The organism is Pseudomonas sp. PSE14 (genome assembly GCF_029203285.1).
Classification (GTDB): domain Bacteria; phylum Pseudomonadota; class Gammaproteobacteria; order Pseudomonadales; family Pseudomonadaceae; genus Pseudomonas.
Genome location: NZ_CP115669.1, coordinates 1,869,467 through 1,885,560, shown reverse-complemented (window position 1 = coordinate 1,885,560; position 16,094 = coordinate 1,869,467). Strand labels below are relative to the sequence as shown.

Annotated in this window: 14 protein-coding genes and 1 tRNA gene; 8 read left to right on the top strand and 7 right to left on the bottom strand. The window is 64.3% G+C overall.

The features are described from left to right. Window positions 1-14: 14 nt before the first annotated feature. Entirely contained in the window at window positions 15-1,598 is a 1,584-nt protein-coding gene (locus tag O6P39_RS08870; protein WP_275610984.1) for a glycerol-3-phosphate dehydrogenase/oxidase, read from the bottom strand. Between the two features lie 4 nt (window positions 1,599-1,602). Beyond that, on the bottom strand, window positions 1,603-3,198 hold the full coding sequence (locus O6P39_RS08865; protein ID WP_275610983.1) for an FAD-binding oxidoreductase: 1,596 nt from the start codon (window positions 3,196-3,198) through the stop codon (window positions 1,603-1,605). 156 nt (window positions 3,199-3,354) lie between these two features. Between O6P39_RS08865 and O6P39_RS08860 the strand changes: the two genes are divergently transcribed. Next, a complete protein-coding gene (locus O6P39_RS08860) occupies window positions 3,355-4,383 on the top strand; it encodes an AraC family transcriptional regulator (RefSeq protein ID WP_275610982.1) in 1,029 nt (342 codons plus the stop codon). 543 nt (window positions 4,384-4,926) lie between these two features. Beyond that, window positions 4,927-8,535 carry a VCBS domain-containing protein gene (locus O6P39_RS08855; protein ID WP_275610981.1) on the top strand — a complete coding sequence of 1,203 codons (3,609 nt, stop codon included), beginning with the start codon at window positions 4,927-4,929 and terminating at the stop codon, window positions 8,533-8,535. 135 nt (window positions 8,536-8,670) lie between these two features. Here the strand turns inward: O6P39_RS08855 and glp are convergent, their stop codons facing one another. Continuing rightward, window positions 8,671-9,885 (bottom strand): gephyrin-like molybdotransferase Glp, encoded by a 1,215-nt coding sequence (gene glp, locus O6P39_RS08850; protein ID WP_275610980.1) that lies wholly within the window; start codon window positions 9,883-9,885, stop codon window positions 8,671-8,673. Then, a complete protein-coding gene (moaB, locus tag O6P39_RS08845; RefSeq protein WP_152224593.1) occupies window positions 9,882-10,421 on the bottom strand; it encodes a molybdenum cofactor biosynthesis protein B in 540 nt (179 codons plus the stop codon). The genes glp and moaB overlap by 4 nt, the downstream gene beginning before the upstream one ends. Before the next feature lie 70 nt (window positions 10,422-10,491). Between moaB and mobA the strand changes: the two genes are divergently transcribed. The 3 genes from mobA (at window position 10,492) to O6P39_RS08830 (ending at window position 11,613) form a co-directional block, all read left to right on the top strand. Next, window positions 10,492-11,079 (top strand): molybdenum cofactor guanylyltransferase MobA, encoded by a 588-nt coding sequence (gene mobA / locus O6P39_RS08840; RefSeq protein ID WP_275610979.1) that lies wholly within the window; start codon window positions 10,492-10,494, stop codon window positions 11,077-11,079. 91 nt (window positions 11,080-11,170) lie between these two features. Further along, window positions 11,171-11,392: a YgdI/YgdR family lipoprotein gene (locus tag O6P39_RS08835; RefSeq protein WP_275610978.1), complete on the top strand. Its 222-nt coding sequence runs from the start codon at window positions 11,171-11,173 to the stop codon at window positions 11,390-11,392. Between the two features lie 144 nt (window positions 11,393-11,536). Continuing rightward, window positions 11,537-11,613, top strand: a tRNA-Pro gene (locus O6P39_RS08830). A gap of 115 nt (window positions 11,614-11,728) precedes the next feature. On the opposite strand, the gene O6P39_RS08825 is transcribed toward O6P39_RS08830, so the two are convergent. Genes O6P39_RS08825 through O6P39_RS08815 form a run of 3 tightly spaced genes read right to left on the bottom strand, consistent with a single transcriptional unit; the run spans window position 11,729 to window position 13,465 of the window. Further along, the gene (locus O6P39_RS08825) at window positions 11,729-12,604 is read right to left on the bottom strand and encodes an NAD(P)-dependent oxidoreductase (protein ID WP_275610977.1); all 876 of its coding nucleotides are present in this window, start codon (window positions 12,602-12,604) and stop codon (window positions 11,729-11,731) included. Between the two features lie 47 nt (window positions 12,605-12,651). Further along, window positions 12,652-12,891, bottom strand: a complete 240-nt coding sequence (locus tag O6P39_RS08820; RefSeq protein ID WP_275610976.1) for a glutaredoxin family protein — start codon at window positions 12,889-12,891, stop codon at window positions 12,652-12,654. Window positions 12,892-12,907: 16 nt separating this feature from the next. Further along, a complete protein-coding gene (locus tag O6P39_RS08815; protein ID WP_275610975.1) occupies window positions 12,908-13,465 on the bottom strand; it encodes a TetR family transcriptional regulator in 558 nt (185 codons plus the stop codon). Window positions 13,466-13,609: 144 nt separating this feature from the next. On the opposite strand from O6P39_RS08815, the gene O6P39_RS08810 reads away from it, so the two are divergent. Genes O6P39_RS08810 through O6P39_RS08800 form a run of 3 tightly spaced genes read left to right on the top strand, consistent with a single transcriptional unit; the run spans window position 13,610 to window position 16,076 of the window. Then, window positions 13,610-14,206, top strand: a complete 597-nt coding sequence (locus tag O6P39_RS08810) for a glutathione S-transferase family protein (protein ID WP_275610974.1) — start codon at window positions 13,610-13,612, stop codon at window positions 14,204-14,206. Window positions 14,207-14,223: 17 nt separating this feature from the next. Next, a complete protein-coding gene (locus tag O6P39_RS08805; RefSeq protein WP_275610973.1) occupies window positions 14,224-15,138 on the top strand; it encodes a pyridoxamine 5'-phosphate oxidase family protein in 915 nt (304 codons plus the stop codon). 14 nt (window positions 15,139-15,152) lie between these two features. Then, on the top strand, window positions 15,153-16,076 hold the full coding sequence (locus O6P39_RS08800; protein WP_275610972.1) for an MBL fold metallo-hydrolase: 924 nt from the start codon (window positions 15,153-15,155) through the stop codon (window positions 16,074-16,076). Window positions 16,077-16,094 lie beyond the last annotated feature (18 nt).

Below are 16,094 nucleotides of genomic sequence, written 5' to 3'. Positions count from 1 at the left end.
GGTCCTTCTTGTTGTTATCTGGCCACTGGCAGGCTGTAGCTGCGCCGCCAGAGCGCCAGGTAGTCCTGTTCTTCCTGCTTCCAGCGGGCGTCGCTCCAGCCCAGACGTGGCTGGCACAGCGCGCGGATCTTCGGCAGTTCGGCGGCGGCGCCGTCGGCCAGCAACAGGCCGATGCGGGTGCGGCGCAGCAGCAGGTCGTCGAGGTGCAGCACCAGTTCGCCCTCCGCCGCCCAGGCCAGTTCGCCCCAGAGGCAATCGGTGTCGCCGACACGCCCGCTGCCGACTTCCCTCAGCAGCCGTGCCAGCTCCGGCAAGGCACGGCCGTGGCGACCCGCCAGGCGGCGCTGTTGGGTCGGTGTCAGGCCGGGAAGCGCAATGGTTTCGCTCGGGCTGAAGACGTTGTCCACAGCTGCTTCCAGCGGCCGCTCCAGCATCGGCGCGCAGGCTTCCAGTACCTCCAGCGCCAGCAGGCGGAAGGTGGTGAGCTTGCCGCCAGCCAGGGTCACGCAACCGGGCTCGGACCACAGGGCGTGCTCGCGCTTTTCGTCCGAGGGCTTGAGCGATGGCGCGCCATCGCTGACCACCGGGCGCACGCCGGCCCAGGTGGAGCGCACGTCCTCCGCCGTGATTCGCGCGGAGGGGAACTGCTGGGCGCAAGCGGCCAGCAGGTAGTCCAGTTCTTCGCGACTGATGGCCGCGTCGTCATCCAGGGTGTCGCGGTGATCGAGGTCCGTGGTGCCGACCACCGTCGCACCTTCCCAGGGGAAGACGAACACCGGCCGCTTGTCCTCGCCATGCATGAAGCTGAAGGCGTGGGCCACGGGCAGGCGCCAGGCTGGCAGCAACAGGTGGCTGCCGCGCAGCGGACGAATATGTTCGCTGCCCTGCTTCTGCCGCAGTGCATCGGCCCAGGCGCCGGTGGCCAGCGCCACGGCGCGGCTGCGGAACCCGAAGCGCTGGCCACTCTCGCGATCCTCGGCGACCAGCCCCTGCACACGGCCATCGCGGCGCTCCAGCTCGACCACCCGCAGGCCGTTCAGCGCTTCGCCGCCATCGGCCCGTGCTTCACCGATCACGCGCATCACCAGCCGCGCGTCGTCGGTCACCGCATCCTGGAAGCGGGTCCCGCCCAGCAGGCGTTCTTCCTTCAGGCCCGGCGCCAGGTAGCGCAGTTCTTCCAGGCGATAGAACAGGTGATTGCGCCTCCCCGCGAGTGCGTCGTACAGCGACAGCAAAGTGCCGAACACCCGTGGGCCGGGGAAGCCGCCCTGGTAGTGCGGCATGATGAAGCTCAGCGGATCGACCAGCCCCGGCGCCTCGCCGAGCAGGCGCTGGCGTTCGCGCACCGAGTCGCGGGTCAGGCCGAACTGGCCCTTGGCGATGTAGCGCAGGCCGCCGTGGACCATCTTCGACGAGCGGCTGGAGGTGCCCCAGGCGAAGTCGCGCTGCTCGATCAGCAGGCAGCGCCAGCCACGCCGCGCAGCCTCGCGCAGGATGCCGGCACCGCTGATGCCGCCGCCGACCACGATCAGGTCCCAGTCACGGGTTGCCAGTTCCGGCAGCGCCTTTTCGCGCCACCCGGCATTCCAGGCGGACATGTCGTCAGTCCTGCAGCAAGGTGCCGGGGCTCAGGCGGCCGGACGGGTCGAAATGCCCGGCCAGCGCCTTGAGCGCCGCCATGCCCAGCGGGCCCTTCTCCACCGGCAGGTAGGGCGCATGGTCCTTGCCCACGCCGTGCTGGTGGCTGATGGTGCCGCGGTTCTGCACGATGGCCTGGCTCGCCGCGTGCTTGAGCTTGCGCCAGCGCTCATGGGTTTCTGCGTAACTGGCGGCCGGGCGGAATACGTAGGTGGTGTAGATGCTCGAACCTTCGCCGTAGACGTGGGACAGGTGGGTGAACACGTGCACACGCTCGCCCTCGGCGGCCAGGCCGTCGCGCAGGCTGGCTTCGATGCGGTTCAGCAGGTTGTCGACGTTGGACCAGTCGGTGGCGGTCTCCAGGGTGTCCACCACGTAACCGTTCTCCCACAGCGCCTCGCGCAGATAAGGGAAGCGGAAGCGGTTCTGCGCCCACTTCTTGCCCAGCAGGGTGCCGGTGAACACGCCACCGAAGCCCTTGAGCAGACGCCGCGCGGCGCGCAGCGACGTGGCGTTCTGTGCGCGGTCGCCGGTGACGCCGAAGGTGAGCATGCACTTGCCCTCACCCGCGCCGCGCATCTTCAGGTAGCGCTCCAGCCAGGCGATCTGCCCCGGATGGCCGGCCAGGGCCAGTTGGGTCTGGGTTTCGACCGCGTTGGACAGGCGCAGCATGGACAGCGGAACCCGCGCCTGCACCAACGTGCGGATGCCTTCCAGCGCCTGCTCCCACGACGGTAGGAAGACGGCGTAGAAACGTTCGTCCTCGGCGATACGCGTAACGCGTACCTTTACCGAGGAGAGGATGCCGAAGCGGCCTTCGGAACCCATCACCATCTCGCGCAAATCAGGCCCCGCCGAGGAGGCCGGGAAGGTCGGGATCTCCAGGGTGCCGGCGAAGGTTTCCAGCGAACCGCCGGCGAACAACTGCTCGATGCGCCCGTAGCGCAGCGACTGCTGGCCACTGGAACGGCTGACGACCCAGCCGCCGAGGGTGGACAGTTCCCAGGACTGCGGGAAGTGCCCGAGGGTGTAGCCACGGGCACGCAGTTGGCTTTCCACCTGCGGGCCGTTGGCGCCGGGGCCGAAGGTGGCGATCAGGCTTTGTTCGTCCAGCTCCAGCAGGCGATTCATGTGCTCCAGGGAGACGGTGAGCACGGCCTTGTCGGACTGCGGCGGGTTGATGTGGCCGGCCACCGAAGTGCCGCCGCCGTAGGGGATCACCAGGCAGTCCCAGAGTTCGGCGAAGCGCAGCAGCTCGCGGATCTGCTCGGCGGTCTGCGGGTAGGCGACGCCATCGGGGAACACGCCGAACTCGCCTTCGCGCATCGCCAGCCAGTCCGGCAGGCTCTGGCCGCGGGCGTGCAGCAGGCGGTCACGGGCCTCGCGCACCACCAACGGGTGCTCGGGCAGGCGCGAGGCCGGCACCTTGGCCAGCACCTGTTCCAGGGTCGCATCCGGCAGCGTCAGGCCAGGCCCGACCAGCTCGGCGAGAAAACCGCGCCCGTTCTCGGGCAGTTCCACTACCGTCGTTTCCTCACCCCAGCCGTTCCAGCGTCGCATGCCCGCTCCTTTTATTCAGGGTCTCTGTTGGCTCTTCAGATTGCTATTTCGGTGCCACTTGATGGCTGCCTATACTAGCCAGCCGCCCTGCGCTGTCACTGTCGGATCAAGACAGGCGCAGTTGCCGATCGAGACACCAGAACAAGAACGAACGCCATGCATTCCCTCGGCTACACCTCCGTCCCCGCACTGCTGAAGTACCTGCGCCACGCCGAATCCCTCGGCATGGACCTGGACGCCGCGCTGCAGGCAGCGGACCTCGAACGCGCGCAACTGAGCGACAACAGCCAGCGCCTGCCCAGCGAGGCCCACGAGCGCCTGCTGCAATACCTCTGCGCGCACTCCGGCGACCCGCTGTTCGGGCTGCACTCGGCGCGTTTCGTACAGCCCGGCTCCTGGAGCGTGCTCGGCTACATCACCATGAACTGCGCCAACCTCGGTGAAGCCATGGGCCGGATCATTCCCTACGAAAAGCTGGTCGGCGACATGGGCACCAGCCAGCTCGAACCGGCCGACGACCACGTGAAGCTGATCTGGAACTGCCGCCACGACGCGGCGTTGATCCGCCGGCACATGGTGGAGAACGTGCTGGCCTCCTGGCTGCTCTATGCCCGCTGGATCGCCGACACCAATGGCTCACCGCAGGAAGTCTGGTTCGAACACGCGCAGCCCGAAGGCACCGACCTTGCCGAGTACGAGCAGTTGTTCTGCTGCCCGGTGCGTTTCGAGCAAACCTGCAGCGCCTTGCTGGTCCCTCTGCAGTTGCTCAGCTACCCGCTGCGCCAGGCCGACGCCAACCTGCTGCGCACCCTGGAAGAACACGCCCTGGCACTGATGGCCGAACTCGACGACGACGAGCCGCTGCCACTGAGGGTGAAGAACGCCCTGCGCCTACTGCTCAAGGACGGCCTGCCGCGCAAGGAGCGCGTCGCCGAACGCTTCGAGATGACCGTACGCACCCTGCAGCGCCACCTGCAGCAAGCCGGGACCAGCTACCAGCAGATCCTCGACGAACTGCGCCAGGAACTGGCCGAGCACTACCTGGTGCACAGCGACCTGCCGATCCAGGACATCGCCCAGTACCTGGGCTTCACCGAATCGCGCTCGTTCCACCGCAGCTTCAAGGGTTGGACCGGGCAGACACCCGGTGAATACCGCCAGCAGCAAAAGAAAACGCCGGCCTGAAGCCGGCGTTTTTCATTGTTTTCGGTATATCCACACTTCCGCCTGACGCTTGGATATTGACGCTTCTCGCCACCCGTCGGATTCACCCCTGCACTTCGTCAAGTATCCGTCGAATCGACGAGCGCTTTGATGGCATTGAGCTAGCGTCCAACGACAGTACAAATCCGTTTCACGTGTAAAGCCAGAGCAACGTAAAGGTAGGTCGCCAGGTTATTGGGCTCCTGTCTCTTATATCGGTTGCGTCGAGAGCTCCTGCACCTGAGAGGGTTTGGTACCGAGCGGAGAATCAAGAAACCAATGACCTGATGGATGCATGGATGGGAGGTTTCGATGAGCGTTGCCACCGTAAAGTGCGCAGTTTTTCGGGACGACGAAGAATCGACCAGCACTGACATCGGCTATCGCCATGCTTGCCGCACCCCTTGGCGGCTCGAAAGACTCCCCACCTCCGAATCTGCAGGATCCCAACTCAGGGATTGATTGGCCGCGAGCTTGAAACAGAGGTTGTCCGAGGCATTTCAGCTTTGATGTGAGGGAAGGATCATGAGCGAGTCTTATCAGTGGGATTTCGGTTCAGCGGCATCAGGACTGCAATTCAAGGTCGTTTACGATGGCGCCAGCTTCACGGTGACCTGCATATCCGGATATATGGATCTCAATGCGCTCTGGTTCTCAGATGGCGACAAGAGCGTTGAAGGGACTGTCACGCTGAGCAAGTTCGACAACAGTCTCAACATGAATGGCACCGGAATTACCTGGGATGACTTCTATAAGGTTTCCAATACGGGACTTGGGTCGGCAGGCGAGAACAAGACCAGCTTCCTCACCGCCAGCGAGTCGATGTCCTTCTCGGTGGCTACCCTCCAGCTGCCGGACGCGATTCTGACATTGCTGTCGAACCATCCGGAGTGTTTGACCCTCGGCGTGCGAGCCACCAGTACCAGCTCACTCAGCGGCGACGGCAAGTTCGTCGACATCGGCGGCACGCTGATTACCAGCGTCAACAACGCGCCGACACTGGAGACCGTCAGCAACGCTGACGTGAACGACACGGCGGGCGACGACAACTTCCCTAATGTGACCGGCACCCTGAAGGGCAATGACTCTGACGGCGATACGGTGAGCTTCGAGCTGGCGGGCTCATCCCCCACCGACGGAGTCGGCGATAGCGATGGCTTCGACGTGCAGAAGAGCACGGACTACGGCACCTTCTACCTGAATACCACGAGCGGCAAATACAAGTTCGTCGTCAACGACACGGCGGTGGAGGGGCTGAAGACAACCCAGGAGCTGGACTTTGTAGTCAATGCCACCGATGGCGCGGCCGACAGCGCCACCCAGACCATCACCATCAGCCTGAACGGCGTCAATGACACGCCGGAGCTCAGCGCTTCGCTAACCTCCAAGACCTATGTCGACACCTCGACAGACGACGCCCCCTTCGTCAGCGTGACCGGTCAACTGACAACGGTGGATCGCGATGCCGGCGAGACGGCTACCTACGCGATCAACGGAGCGACACCCGGTTCGCTCGATGTCAACGGGCACACCTACCAGCAAAAGCTGGTCGGCAGCTTCGGCACGCTCTATCTGGATACCAGCGGCGCCTATGAATACGTCCCCGACGACGGCGCCATCGAGGGGATCAAGGAAAACACCAGCGAAGCCTTTACGCTCAAGGTGACCGACGGCTCGAATGCGACCGATACCAAGACCCTGACCATCAGCCTGACCGGCACCAACGACAAGCCCGAGCTCAGCGCCAACCTGACCGCCACCACCTATGACGATACGTCGGGCGACGACAGCTTCACTAGCGTGACCGGTCAACTGACGACGGCCGATCGCGATATCGGCGATACGAAGGACTATTCGATCGACAGCGCCGCAGTGAGCACCGATCCGGTCGTTGTCAACGGACACACCTATCAGCAAAACCTGGTCGGCAAGTTCGGCACGCTGTACCTGGATATCAGTGGCAAGTATGAGTACGTCCCCAACGACGCCGCCATCGAAGGACTCAAGACCACTTCCAGCGAAAACTTCACGCTCAAGGTGACCGACGGCTCGGGGGCGACCGATGCCAAAACCCTGACCATCACCGTCAACGGCGTGAACGACAAGCCCGAGCTCAGCGCGTCGCTAACCGCCAAGACCTACGTCGATACATCGGGCGACGACAGCTTCACCAGCGTGACCGGTCAACTGACGACGACGGATCGCGATATCGGCGATACGAAGACCTATTCGATCGACAGCGCCGCTGTGGGCACCAATCCGGTCGTTGTCAACGGACACACCTATCAGCAAAACCTGGTCGGCAAGTTCGGTACGCTGTACCTGGATATCAGTGGCAAGTATGAGTACGTCCCCAACGACAGCGCCATCGAGGGGATCAAGGAGGACACCAGCGAAGCCTTTACGCTCAAGGTGACCGACGGCTCGAATGCGACCGATACCAAGACCCTGACCATCAGCCTGACCGGCGCCAACGACAAACCCGAGCTCAGCGCCTCGCTAACCGCCAAGACCTACGTCGATACATCGGGCAACGACAGCTTCACCAGCGTGACCGGTCAGTTGACGACGGCCGATCGCGATGTTGGCGATACAAAGGCCTACACGATCGACAGCGCTGCGGTGGCCCCTGGGTCGTTCAATATCAACGGGCACACCTATCAACAAAAACTGGTCGGCGGCTTTGGCACGCTTTACCTGGATATCAATGGCCAGTATGAGTACGTCCCTAACGACGATGCCATCGAAGCATTGGAGGCAAACGCCAGCGAAGGCTTCACACTCCAGGTGACCGACGGCTCGGGTGCAACCGATACCAAGACCCTGACCATCAACCTGACCGGCGCTCAGGACGCGCCCGTGGTGGCGCCGGTGACGGCAGCCTATACCGACACGGCAGCCGACGACACCTTCGCCGACAAAACCGGCACCCTGGCCGTGACCAGCCGCGACGGAGACACCAGCTTCACCTTCGCTCTGGACGGCAGCAGCGCCTCAGCAGTAAACGGCTACGACCTCCAGAACACCAGCAGCGGCTACGGCACCCTGTACCTAAACAGCAGCACCGGTGCGTACAAGTTCATCGCCAACGACACAGCCATCGAGGAGCTGCATTGGGGTACCAATCCAAACCTGGTATACAACGTGACGGCCGCGGCTGACGGCGTAACCTCTGATAGCCAGACCATCACCATCGGCCTTACTGGTGGCAATGATGCGCCGCGTGACCTGGCAATGGCGGCGGTTTCCTTTGGCAACGGCAACGGTATTCCCGGAGTTGGCGATACCGTAGGCATCCTCAGCGTACCTGCAAATGCCGACCCGGACGCTGGTGGTAATTACTCTTATAGTCTTGTCAGTACCAAGGTCGGTGCCCTGGGTGCTGCGAGCCTCACCGAGGTGAATCCGGACACGTTGTTCACTGTCAGCACCGACACCACCAACAACACGGGCGTGCTTAGCCCTAAGGTCGTGCTCGCCAACAGCAGCATCTACGATGTGACAGTCCAGGTCAGCCAGGGCTCAGGGGCCACACTGGCTTCATACAGTGAAACCTTCAGCATCGTCACCGGTACAAATACCGGAACTGAAACACTACCCGGAGGGGGTTACGACTTCAGCTCCGGCGACGACGTCATCTATGGCCGAAACGGCACCGATATCATCCTGGCGGGCTCGGGCAATGACACCGTGTTCGGGCAGAACGGCAATGATGAGATCCATGGAGGCACAGGCGTCGACCTGCTATATGGTGGCAACGGTAATAACAACGAAAACGACTCCTTCGTGTTTGCCTCCGGCGACACCGGCATCACCCTGGCCACCGCGGATACCATTGGCGACTTCAACTCAGCAGAAGACACCATCGTTACGTCGTCGCCACCGAGCAAAGTCACCATCGCCGATGGTACGAATCTCGCCAACTTCGACGCTTTCCTCTTTGCCGCCAATACCGCGCTGGCAAACGGCGCTGCTACCAACAATGCCTATGTGGCCTGGAATGCGGCGAAATCCGGCGACGGCTGGCTGGTCATCGACCATAACGGCAGCGGCTCCGTCGATAACGGCGACAGCCTGATAGTGTTAGTCGGGGTGAATACACAGGGGGAATTCGCGGCGAACGATATCGCCTGACCCATTGCTGATCAGCCGACGGAAGCAAACGGGGCCGCAGTATGCGGCCCCGTTTTTTTCCGGCTGGAAACCGGCGCATCGGAACGCACTAACTTCGCGAGCAAGCTCGCTCCTACAGAGCAGCCTGCGGGTAGATCAATCGAGCAGTTCGGCGAACGGAATGAAGACCAACGCGTCGCCCTCGGCCAGCGTCGTCCCTTCACGCACCTCCGCCAATCCTTCGGCCCAGGCCGCGCTGCGCAGCACGCCGGAGCTCTGGTTGGCATAGGGCACCACGCGACCATTCTCCAGGCGCGCGCGCAGGTACTCGCGGCGGTTGCCCGGTTTGGTCCAGCTGAACCCGGCGGGTACCTGTAAACGCAACGGCTCGACCTTCTGCATGCCGAGGCGGCGCATCAGGTACGGGCGCGCCAGCAGCGCGAAAGTCACCAGGGTCGAGGCCGGATTGCCCGGCAGGCCGATCACCGGCACCTGCTGGTAATGGCCAACGGTCAGCGGTTTGCCCGGCTTGATCGCCAGCTTCCACAGCGCCAGCTCCCCCGCCTCGCGCAGGGCCGCGCCGAGGAAGTCCGCCTCGCCGACGGAAACACCGCCGGTGGAAAGAATCAGGTCCACGTTGGACAAACCGGTCAGCGTGTTGCGGGTCAGTTCGAGATCATCCGGCAGGATGCCCGCATCCACCACCTCGCAGCCAAAGCGTTGCAGCCAGGTACGCAGCAGGTGGCGATTGCTGTTGTAGATCTGCCCGGGCGCCAGCGGCGCACCCGGCTCGACCAGCTCATCACCGGTGGACAGCAGCGCCACACGCGGACGGCGACGCACCTTCAGCTCGGCGTGGCCAAGCGAGGCCGCCAGGCCGATTTCGATCGGCCCCAGGCGCGTGCCGGCGGGCACCACGCAGTCGCCCTTGCGGGTTTCCTGGCCTTGCGGGCGCACGTGCTGCCCCACCTTGAGCGCCTCGAGGAAGCGCACACGACCGTCGTCCAGCACTTCGACGTTTTCCTGCATTTCGACGCAGTCGGCACCCTCCGGTACCGGCGCGCCGGTGAAGATGCGCGCACAGGTGCCCGGCTGCAGCGGCTCGCCCGCCTGGCCGGCGAAGATCTTCTGGCTCACCGGCAGCGCCTCGCCCTGCCAGTCGGCCAGGCGCAACGCGTAACCGTCCATGGCGCTGTTGGGCCACGGCGGCAGGTCCAGCCCGGCCAGCAGCGGCTCGGCCAGCACACGGCCATCCGCCTCGGCCAAGGGCAAGGTTTCGCTCTCGGTGATCGGGGACTGCTCGGCCAGGGTCAACAGACGCGCCAGGGCGTCCTCGACCGGCAGCAGACCGGGCTTGTCGCAGCAGCTCATCCGCGGCTCTCGCAGGGCGCCGCCTTCTTCAGGTGCGGCACGAAGTTGCACGGGCGATGGCTGGCGTTGAGCTGCTCGCCGAGGATGCCGTCCCAGGCGGTGCGGCAGGCGTTGGTGGAGCCCGGTAGGCAGCAGACCAGGGTGCCGTTGGCGAGGCCCGCCAGCGCACGGGACTGCACGGTGGAGGTGCCGATGTCGGCCACGGAAATCTGCCGGAACAGTTCACCGAAACCGTCCACCACCTTATCCAGCAGGCAGGTCACGGCTTCGGGGGTACTGTCGCGGCCGGTGAAGCCGGTGCCACCGGTGATCAGTACGACCTGCACTTCATCCTCGGCAATCCAGGTCGCCACCTGGGCGCGGATGCGGTAGAGGTCGTCCTTGAGCAGGACGCGGGCCGCGAGGTTGTGCCCGGCGGCCTTCAGGCGGTCGACGAACAGTTGCCCGGAGGTATCGGTTTCCAGGGTGCGGGTGTCGCTGACGGTGAGGACGGCAATGTTCAGCGGGACGAATGGCTGCTCGGCCTTGTGGCTCATGATGAGGGCCCTTGCTTGTGAGGTTGGAATGCGCGGTGTTATATCACAGGCCCGCCCTGGAGACCCTGACATGCCACACGCCTCGCTGCCGCCCTGTTCCGTGCTGATCCTCGCCGGAGGCCGTGGGCAACGCATGGGTGGGCAGGACAAGGGCCTGCTGCCCTGGCAGGGCCGGCCGCTGGTGAGCTACGCCGCCGCCCTCGCCCGCCCGCTGAGCGACGACCTGATCATCTCCTGCAACCGCAATCCGGATGAGTACGCGCCCTACGCGGACCGTCTGGTGCATGACGACAGCCCCGACTTCCCCGGCCCCCTGGCCGGCATCCGCGCCGGTCTCGCCGTGGCGCGGCACTCGCACCTGCTGGTGCTGCCCTGCGACGCCCCGCTGCTCGATCACGAATTGCTGGTGCAGTTGTTACAGGCCTGCGCCGCATCGCCGAGCAAGGTTCAGATGCTGCGCAGCGGCGAGCAGTGGGAGCCGCTGTTCTGTGTGATTCCCGTCGCCCTGCGGCAGCAGATAGACGAGGCCTGGCAGCGCGGCGACCGCAGCCCGCGCCATGTCTTCTCGCACCTGGGCCTACAGGCCGTGCCCTGCCCCACCGATGACCCACGCCTGGCCAATCTCAATACACCTGAACTGCTCTACAACGCCCGATAGCAACAATATCGAAAAGATTCCGGGAACTTTGGCGGAAAAATCTCTGTCCGAATCGTCGTACATTTTTGTTCGCTCATCAGGAGATTCACCCATGACCAACCGGATGCTTCCCGCCTTCCTGCTCGCTCTGGGCATTGGCGTGCTTGCAGGTTGTTCCACACCGTCCGTCATCACGCTGAACGACGGCCGCGAGATTCAATCGGTCGACAAGCCCAAGTTCGACGATGAGTCCGGCTTCTATGAGTTCGAACAGCTGGATGGCAAAGCCATTCGTGTGAACAAGGATCAAGTGCGGACCGTCAAAGAGCTCTAAGCTTCCTGCACACGAAAACGCCCTGCAGGCCCTGGCCGGTCTGCGGGGCGTTCGTTTTTTGTGGGGGGCGAAAAAATATTCTGAAATTTTTTTCGCTAACCCCTTGTGCATCAAAAGTTTTTCGGTAGAATGCGCGCCATCAAACGGAGCGTAGCGCAGCTTGGTAGCGCGTCTCGTTCGGGACGAGAAGGTCGCTGGTTCGAATCCAGTCGCTCCGACCAAATCCCGAAAAACCCGCCTAACGGCGGGTTTTTTATTGCCTGCGATTTTTCCTCCCAGGAAGAATTCACAGACGCAAAAAAGCCCGTCCAATGGACGGGCTTTTTCATGGGCGGATCAGAGCTGCCCGGACTTGCGCATCGACACCTGCGACAACGCGCTCCAGTCCCGCTCGCCGTCACCATGGGCGATGGCCTCCAGCAGGTTGTCGCGCAGTACGCTGGCGAACGGCAGCGGCACCCGCTGCGCCTGTCCGGCCGCCAGCGCCAGTCCTACATCCTTCAGCCCCAACACCAGGCGGAACCCCGCCGGATCGAAACGCTGCTCGGCGATCTGCGCACCGTAGTTGCGGTACACCGGCGCGTTGAACAGCGTGTTGCCCATGATCTCCAGCAGATCGGCCGGCTCGACGCCGAAGCTCTTCACCAGGGCGGCGCTCTCCCCCATCGCCTCGATGGCGCTGGCGATCATGAAATTGCCGGCGATCTTCACTACAGAGGCGCGCAGAGGGTCATCGCCCAGTGGCCAGGTTTTCTGTCCAAGCACATCCAGCACCGGCTGCGCTTTCGCGATGGCGGCGCCGGGGCCGGCCACCAGGATGTTGAGCTTGCCGGCGGCGGCCACATCGGTGCGACCAAAGACCGGCGCGGCGATGAATTCCAGGCCCTGCCGACGATGCAACTCGATCAGCTCGCCAACGAAGGCGGTAGACAAGGTCGCCATGCTCAGGTGAATCAACCCGGCCTTCGCCGACGCCAGCGCCCCGCTGTCGATCAGCACGGTGCGGGTGGAGGCGTCGTCGGCCAGCATAGAGATCACCAGCTCGGCATCGAACGCCTCCGCGGGTTCGCGAGCGGCCTGCGCGCCGAGCGCCAGCAGAGGCTCCAATGGCCCCGGCGAACGGTTCCAGGCAACGACCTGGTGGCCTGCATTGATCAGGTTGGTGGCCATGGCAGCGCCCATGCCACCGAGCCCGAGAAATCCGATTTTCATGAGAAGCGCCTCACTGCGGTTGGAGCGGGAGATGGCCGCCGAAGCATTCAGCGGCTGAGGAAGCTGGCGACCTGCTCGGCATCGAAGGGCCAGTTGAGCTCGGCGCCGTTGTCACAACGGCGCAGCACGGGGATGGTCAGACCATAGCGCTCGACCCATTCTTCGCGGTCGGCGATGTCCACCAGTTCGACCAGCAGGCCGTGCTCGACGAAGGGCATCAGCACCGCTTCCGCCACTTCGCACAGATGACAACCCAGGGTGCCGAAGAGCTGGCATTCAGGGGGCATGTTCGACTCCATGTATTCAGACTCCGGCGTGCCGCAACAGCACATCCGCCGCCGCGCGAGCTTCCAGGGCCTGGTTCGCCGGCCCCTGCATGTGCGCCATGACCAGTACGCCTTCCAGCAGGTATTGCAGTTGCCGCGCCAGCGTCTCCGGCTGCACGACGCCCAGGCGCTCCAGCAAGGTTATGTAGTAGCGCTCGATGAAAGCCTTGTGTTCGGCGGCCTGGCGGTGGATCGGGTGATCGCGGTCGTGGAACTCGCCAGCGGCGTGGATGAAGGCGCAACCGCAGAAGTCCTCCGCGCCGAGCATGTCCTGCAAGGCATCGAAGGTCACCAGGATCGCCGCGCGGGGCTCCATGTGCCGTTCGGCGACATTCATGCGCTCGACCATCCGGGCATGACGCCCTTCCAGCGCCGCCATGATCAGCTCGTCCTTCGACTTGAAGTGCTTGTACAGAGTCATCTTCGCCACGCCGGACTCCGCGAGAATGCGGTCGATACCGGTGGCGTGATAACCCTCACGGTAGAAAAGGTCCTGGGCGGTGCTGAGCAGCAGTTCGCGTTTGCTGGATGCCATGGAATTACCTCCTGACCCGACATTATGCGCGAGCCTTGGGCCTGTGGCGCGACCGACGAGCAATCTTTCCGCTTGAACTATACAGACCTGTCTGTCTATTATCCATTCCGCAGTCCCACAACAATCAACGCAAAGGAATTCGCCATGAAACTGCACGACGTCCCGCTCTCCGGTAATTGCTACAAGGTGCGCCTGTTCCTCGGGCTGATCGGCCAATCGGCTGAACTGGCACCGGTGGACCTGTTCGGTGGCGCGCACAAGCGTCCAGCCTTCCTGGCGATCAATCCGCGCGGTCAGGTGCCGGCACTGGAAGACGGCGAGCTGCGCCTGGGCGACTCCCACGCCATCCTCACCTACCTTGCCCGGCAATACGCCGAGCCGCGCTGGAGCCCGCAGGACGCGGTGACTCAGGGCCGCATCGCCCACTGGATGAGTTTTTCCGCCAATGAAGTCCAGCACGGCCTGGCCACGGCGCGGGTGATCCTGCTGTTCAAGCGCCCCGGCGACCTGTCAGCGGCCCAGGCCAAGGGCCGCCAAGCCCTGGAGTTGCTCGATGTCACCCTCGTCGAGCACCGCTGGCTGGCGCAGACCGACGAACCGACCATCGCCGACATTGCCGTCTATCCCTACGTGACGCTTGCGGAAGACGGTGGTCTGGAGCTTTCCAGCTATCCCTATGTGCAGGACTGGCTCGCCCGCATTCGCGCGCTGCCCGGCTATGTACCGCAACCCCGGCTGTAAGATTCTGGAGGCGAGTGATGGATACCCCCTTCCACCCCGGTGAACTGGCGATTCAGGAACGGGCCGGCGTGCGCGAGCAGGTCGCTGACTTCGGCGGCCGGGCGATCCGCAGCTTCATGCCGGACCAGCACCGCGCCTTCTTCGCCCAGCTGCCATGGCTGCTGGTCGGCAGCGTCGATCCCGACGGGCATCCCCAGGCCTCCGTGCTCTGGGGCTCCCCCGGATTCGCCCATTCACCGGAGCCGGAGCGCCTGCGCATCGACGCGCTGGCCGAAGCGGACGACCCGTTGTACGCCAACCTGTACGACGGCGCACTGCTGGGCCTGCTCGGGCTCGAACTGCCGACCCGGCGGCGCAATCGCCTCAACGGCCGTGTGGAAGCCTTGGATAGCGAAGGCTTCAGCGTCCGTACGCTGCAATCCTTCGGCAATTGCCCGAAGTACATCCAGTCGCGCCTCTGGCAGGCCCAGCCCCGCACGCCCGGGCCCAGCCTGAGCGGGGTCGGCCTCGACCCGCGCTGGGTGGAGCTGGCGACCCACAGCGACACCCTGTTCATCACCAGCCTGCATGCCGGCGAGAACGGTGGCGTCGACATCTCCCATCGCGGCGGCCCGCCGGGCTTCCTGCGGCTTGGCGAGGACGGCCTGCTGTGGCTGCCGGACTACGCCGGTAACAACCTGTTCAACACCCTCGGCAACCTGGCGCTGGAGCCGCGCTGCGCCCTGCTGCTGATCGACTTCGATAGCGGCGACCTGCTGCACCTGCAGGCGACCGCGCGCATCCACTGGCCGCAGGACGGCGCGCCTGCCTGGGCACCCGGCGCGCAACGCATGCTCAGCCTGCGCCCCGGGGCCTGGCGGTTGCGGCGCGCACGCCTGCCCCTGGGTTTCTCCGAGTTGCAGTACTCGCCCTTCCTGCCGACCACCGACTAAAAAGGACTTCATCCATGCGCCTGTTCTCCCTGCTGCTGGCTGGGGCGCTCGCCCTCGCCTGCCTGAATGCCACTGCCGCGGACCTGCGCTTCGCGCTGGTCCGCACCTCCGGCATCACCACCCTGGAGGCCTTCACTGTTGCTGGCGGCGACTGGACCCGCCAGGTGCCGACCAACCACACCGCCGTGCTGATCCAGCACCACGCCGCCACCCTGCTGTTCGACACCGGCCTGGGTAGCCAGGCGGACGCACAGTTCAAGCAGGACATGCCCTGGTGGGGCAAACCGTTGTTCCACTATGAAGGGCTGAAACCGGTGCGCGATCAGTTGCAGGGCAGCGGCATTCGCATCGACCGCATCCTGCTGTCCCACGCACATTGGGACCATGCCTCCGGGCTATCGGACTTCCCCGAGGTGCCGGTCTGGGCGCCCTACGAAGAAATCAACTACGCCCATATCGCGCAGCCACCGGCCGTGTTCCCCAGCCAGTTCCGCCACCGGGTGAAATGGGTGCCCTACGCGTTCGAGCCAACACCCTTCATGGGTTTTGACGAGAGCCTGGACCTGTTCGGCGACGGCAGCCTGGTGCTGGTACCCATGCACGGCCACACGCCCGGCTCGGTCGGTCTGTTCCTAACCCTGGACGATGGTCGACGCTTCTTCTTCAGCGGGGATACCACCTGGCAGCTGTCCGGCTTCACCGGCCCCCACGAGAAGTTCTGGGTCAGCCGCAAACTGGTGGACAACGACCGCGAGCGCACCCTCGCCGAAGTGGCGCGCGTGCACCTGCTGATGCGCTCGCACCCGGAGCTGACCGTCGTCCCCGCTCACGACGCCCGGGTGCAGGACCGCCTCGGCTACTACCCCAACTGGATACAGGCAAACCCGCACCAGTCGCCGTCCGGCGCTTCAATAGCCAGCTCACTAATCAACGACTAAGGTCTAAGAGTCGTCAAC

Coding starts and splice junctions, on each gene's coding strand:
- O6P39_RS08870 (WP_275610984.1), bottom strand. CDS start 1,598: ATGTCCGCCTGGAATGCCGGGTGGCGCGAAAAGGCGCTGCCGGAACTG.
- O6P39_RS08835 (WP_275610978.1), top strand. CDS start 11,171: ATGACCAACCGGATGCTTCCCGCCTTCCTGCTCGCTCTGGGCATTGGC.
- moaB (WP_152224593.1), bottom strand. CDS start 10,421: ATGAGCCACAAGGCCGAGCAGCCATTCGTCCCGCTGAACATTGCCGTC.
- O6P39_RS08800 (WP_275610972.1), top strand. CDS start 15,153: ATGCGCCTGTTCTCCCTGCTGCTGGCTGGGGCGCTCGCCCTCGCCTGC.
- O6P39_RS08855 (WP_275610981.1), top strand. CDS start 4,927: ATGAGCGAGTCTTATCAGTGGGATTTCGGTTCAGCGGCATCAGGACTG.
- O6P39_RS08805 (WP_275610973.1), top strand. CDS start 14,224: ATGGATACCCCCTTCCACCCCGGTGAACTGGCGATTCAGGAACGGGCC.
- O6P39_RS08820 (WP_275610976.1), bottom strand. CDS start 12,891: ATGCCCCCTGAATGCCAGCTCTTCGGCACCCTGGGTTGTCATCTGTGC.
- mobA (WP_275610979.1), top strand. CDS start 10,492: ATGCCACACGCCTCGCTGCCGCCCTGTTCCGTGCTGATCCTCGCCGGA.
- O6P39_RS08865 (WP_275610983.1), bottom strand. CDS start 3,198: ATGCGACGCTGGAACGGCTGGGGTGAGGAAACGACGGTAGTGGAACTG.
- glp (WP_275610980.1), bottom strand. CDS start 9,885: ATGAGCTGCTGCGACAAGCCCGGTCTGCTGCCGGTCGAGGACGCCCTG.
- O6P39_RS08860 (WP_275610982.1), top strand. CDS start 3,355: ATGCATTCCCTCGGCTACACCTCCGTCCCCGCACTGCTGAAGTACCTG.
- O6P39_RS08815 (WP_275610975.1), bottom strand. CDS start 13,465: ATGGCATCCAGCAAACGCGAACTGCTGCTCAGCACCGCCCAGGACCTT.
- O6P39_RS08825 (WP_275610977.1), bottom strand. CDS start 12,604: ATGAAAATCGGATTTCTCGGGCTCGGTGGCATGGGCGCTGCCATGGCC.
- O6P39_RS08810 (WP_275610974.1), top strand. CDS start 13,610: ATGAAACTGCACGACGTCCCGCTCTCCGGTAATTGCTACAAGGTGCGC.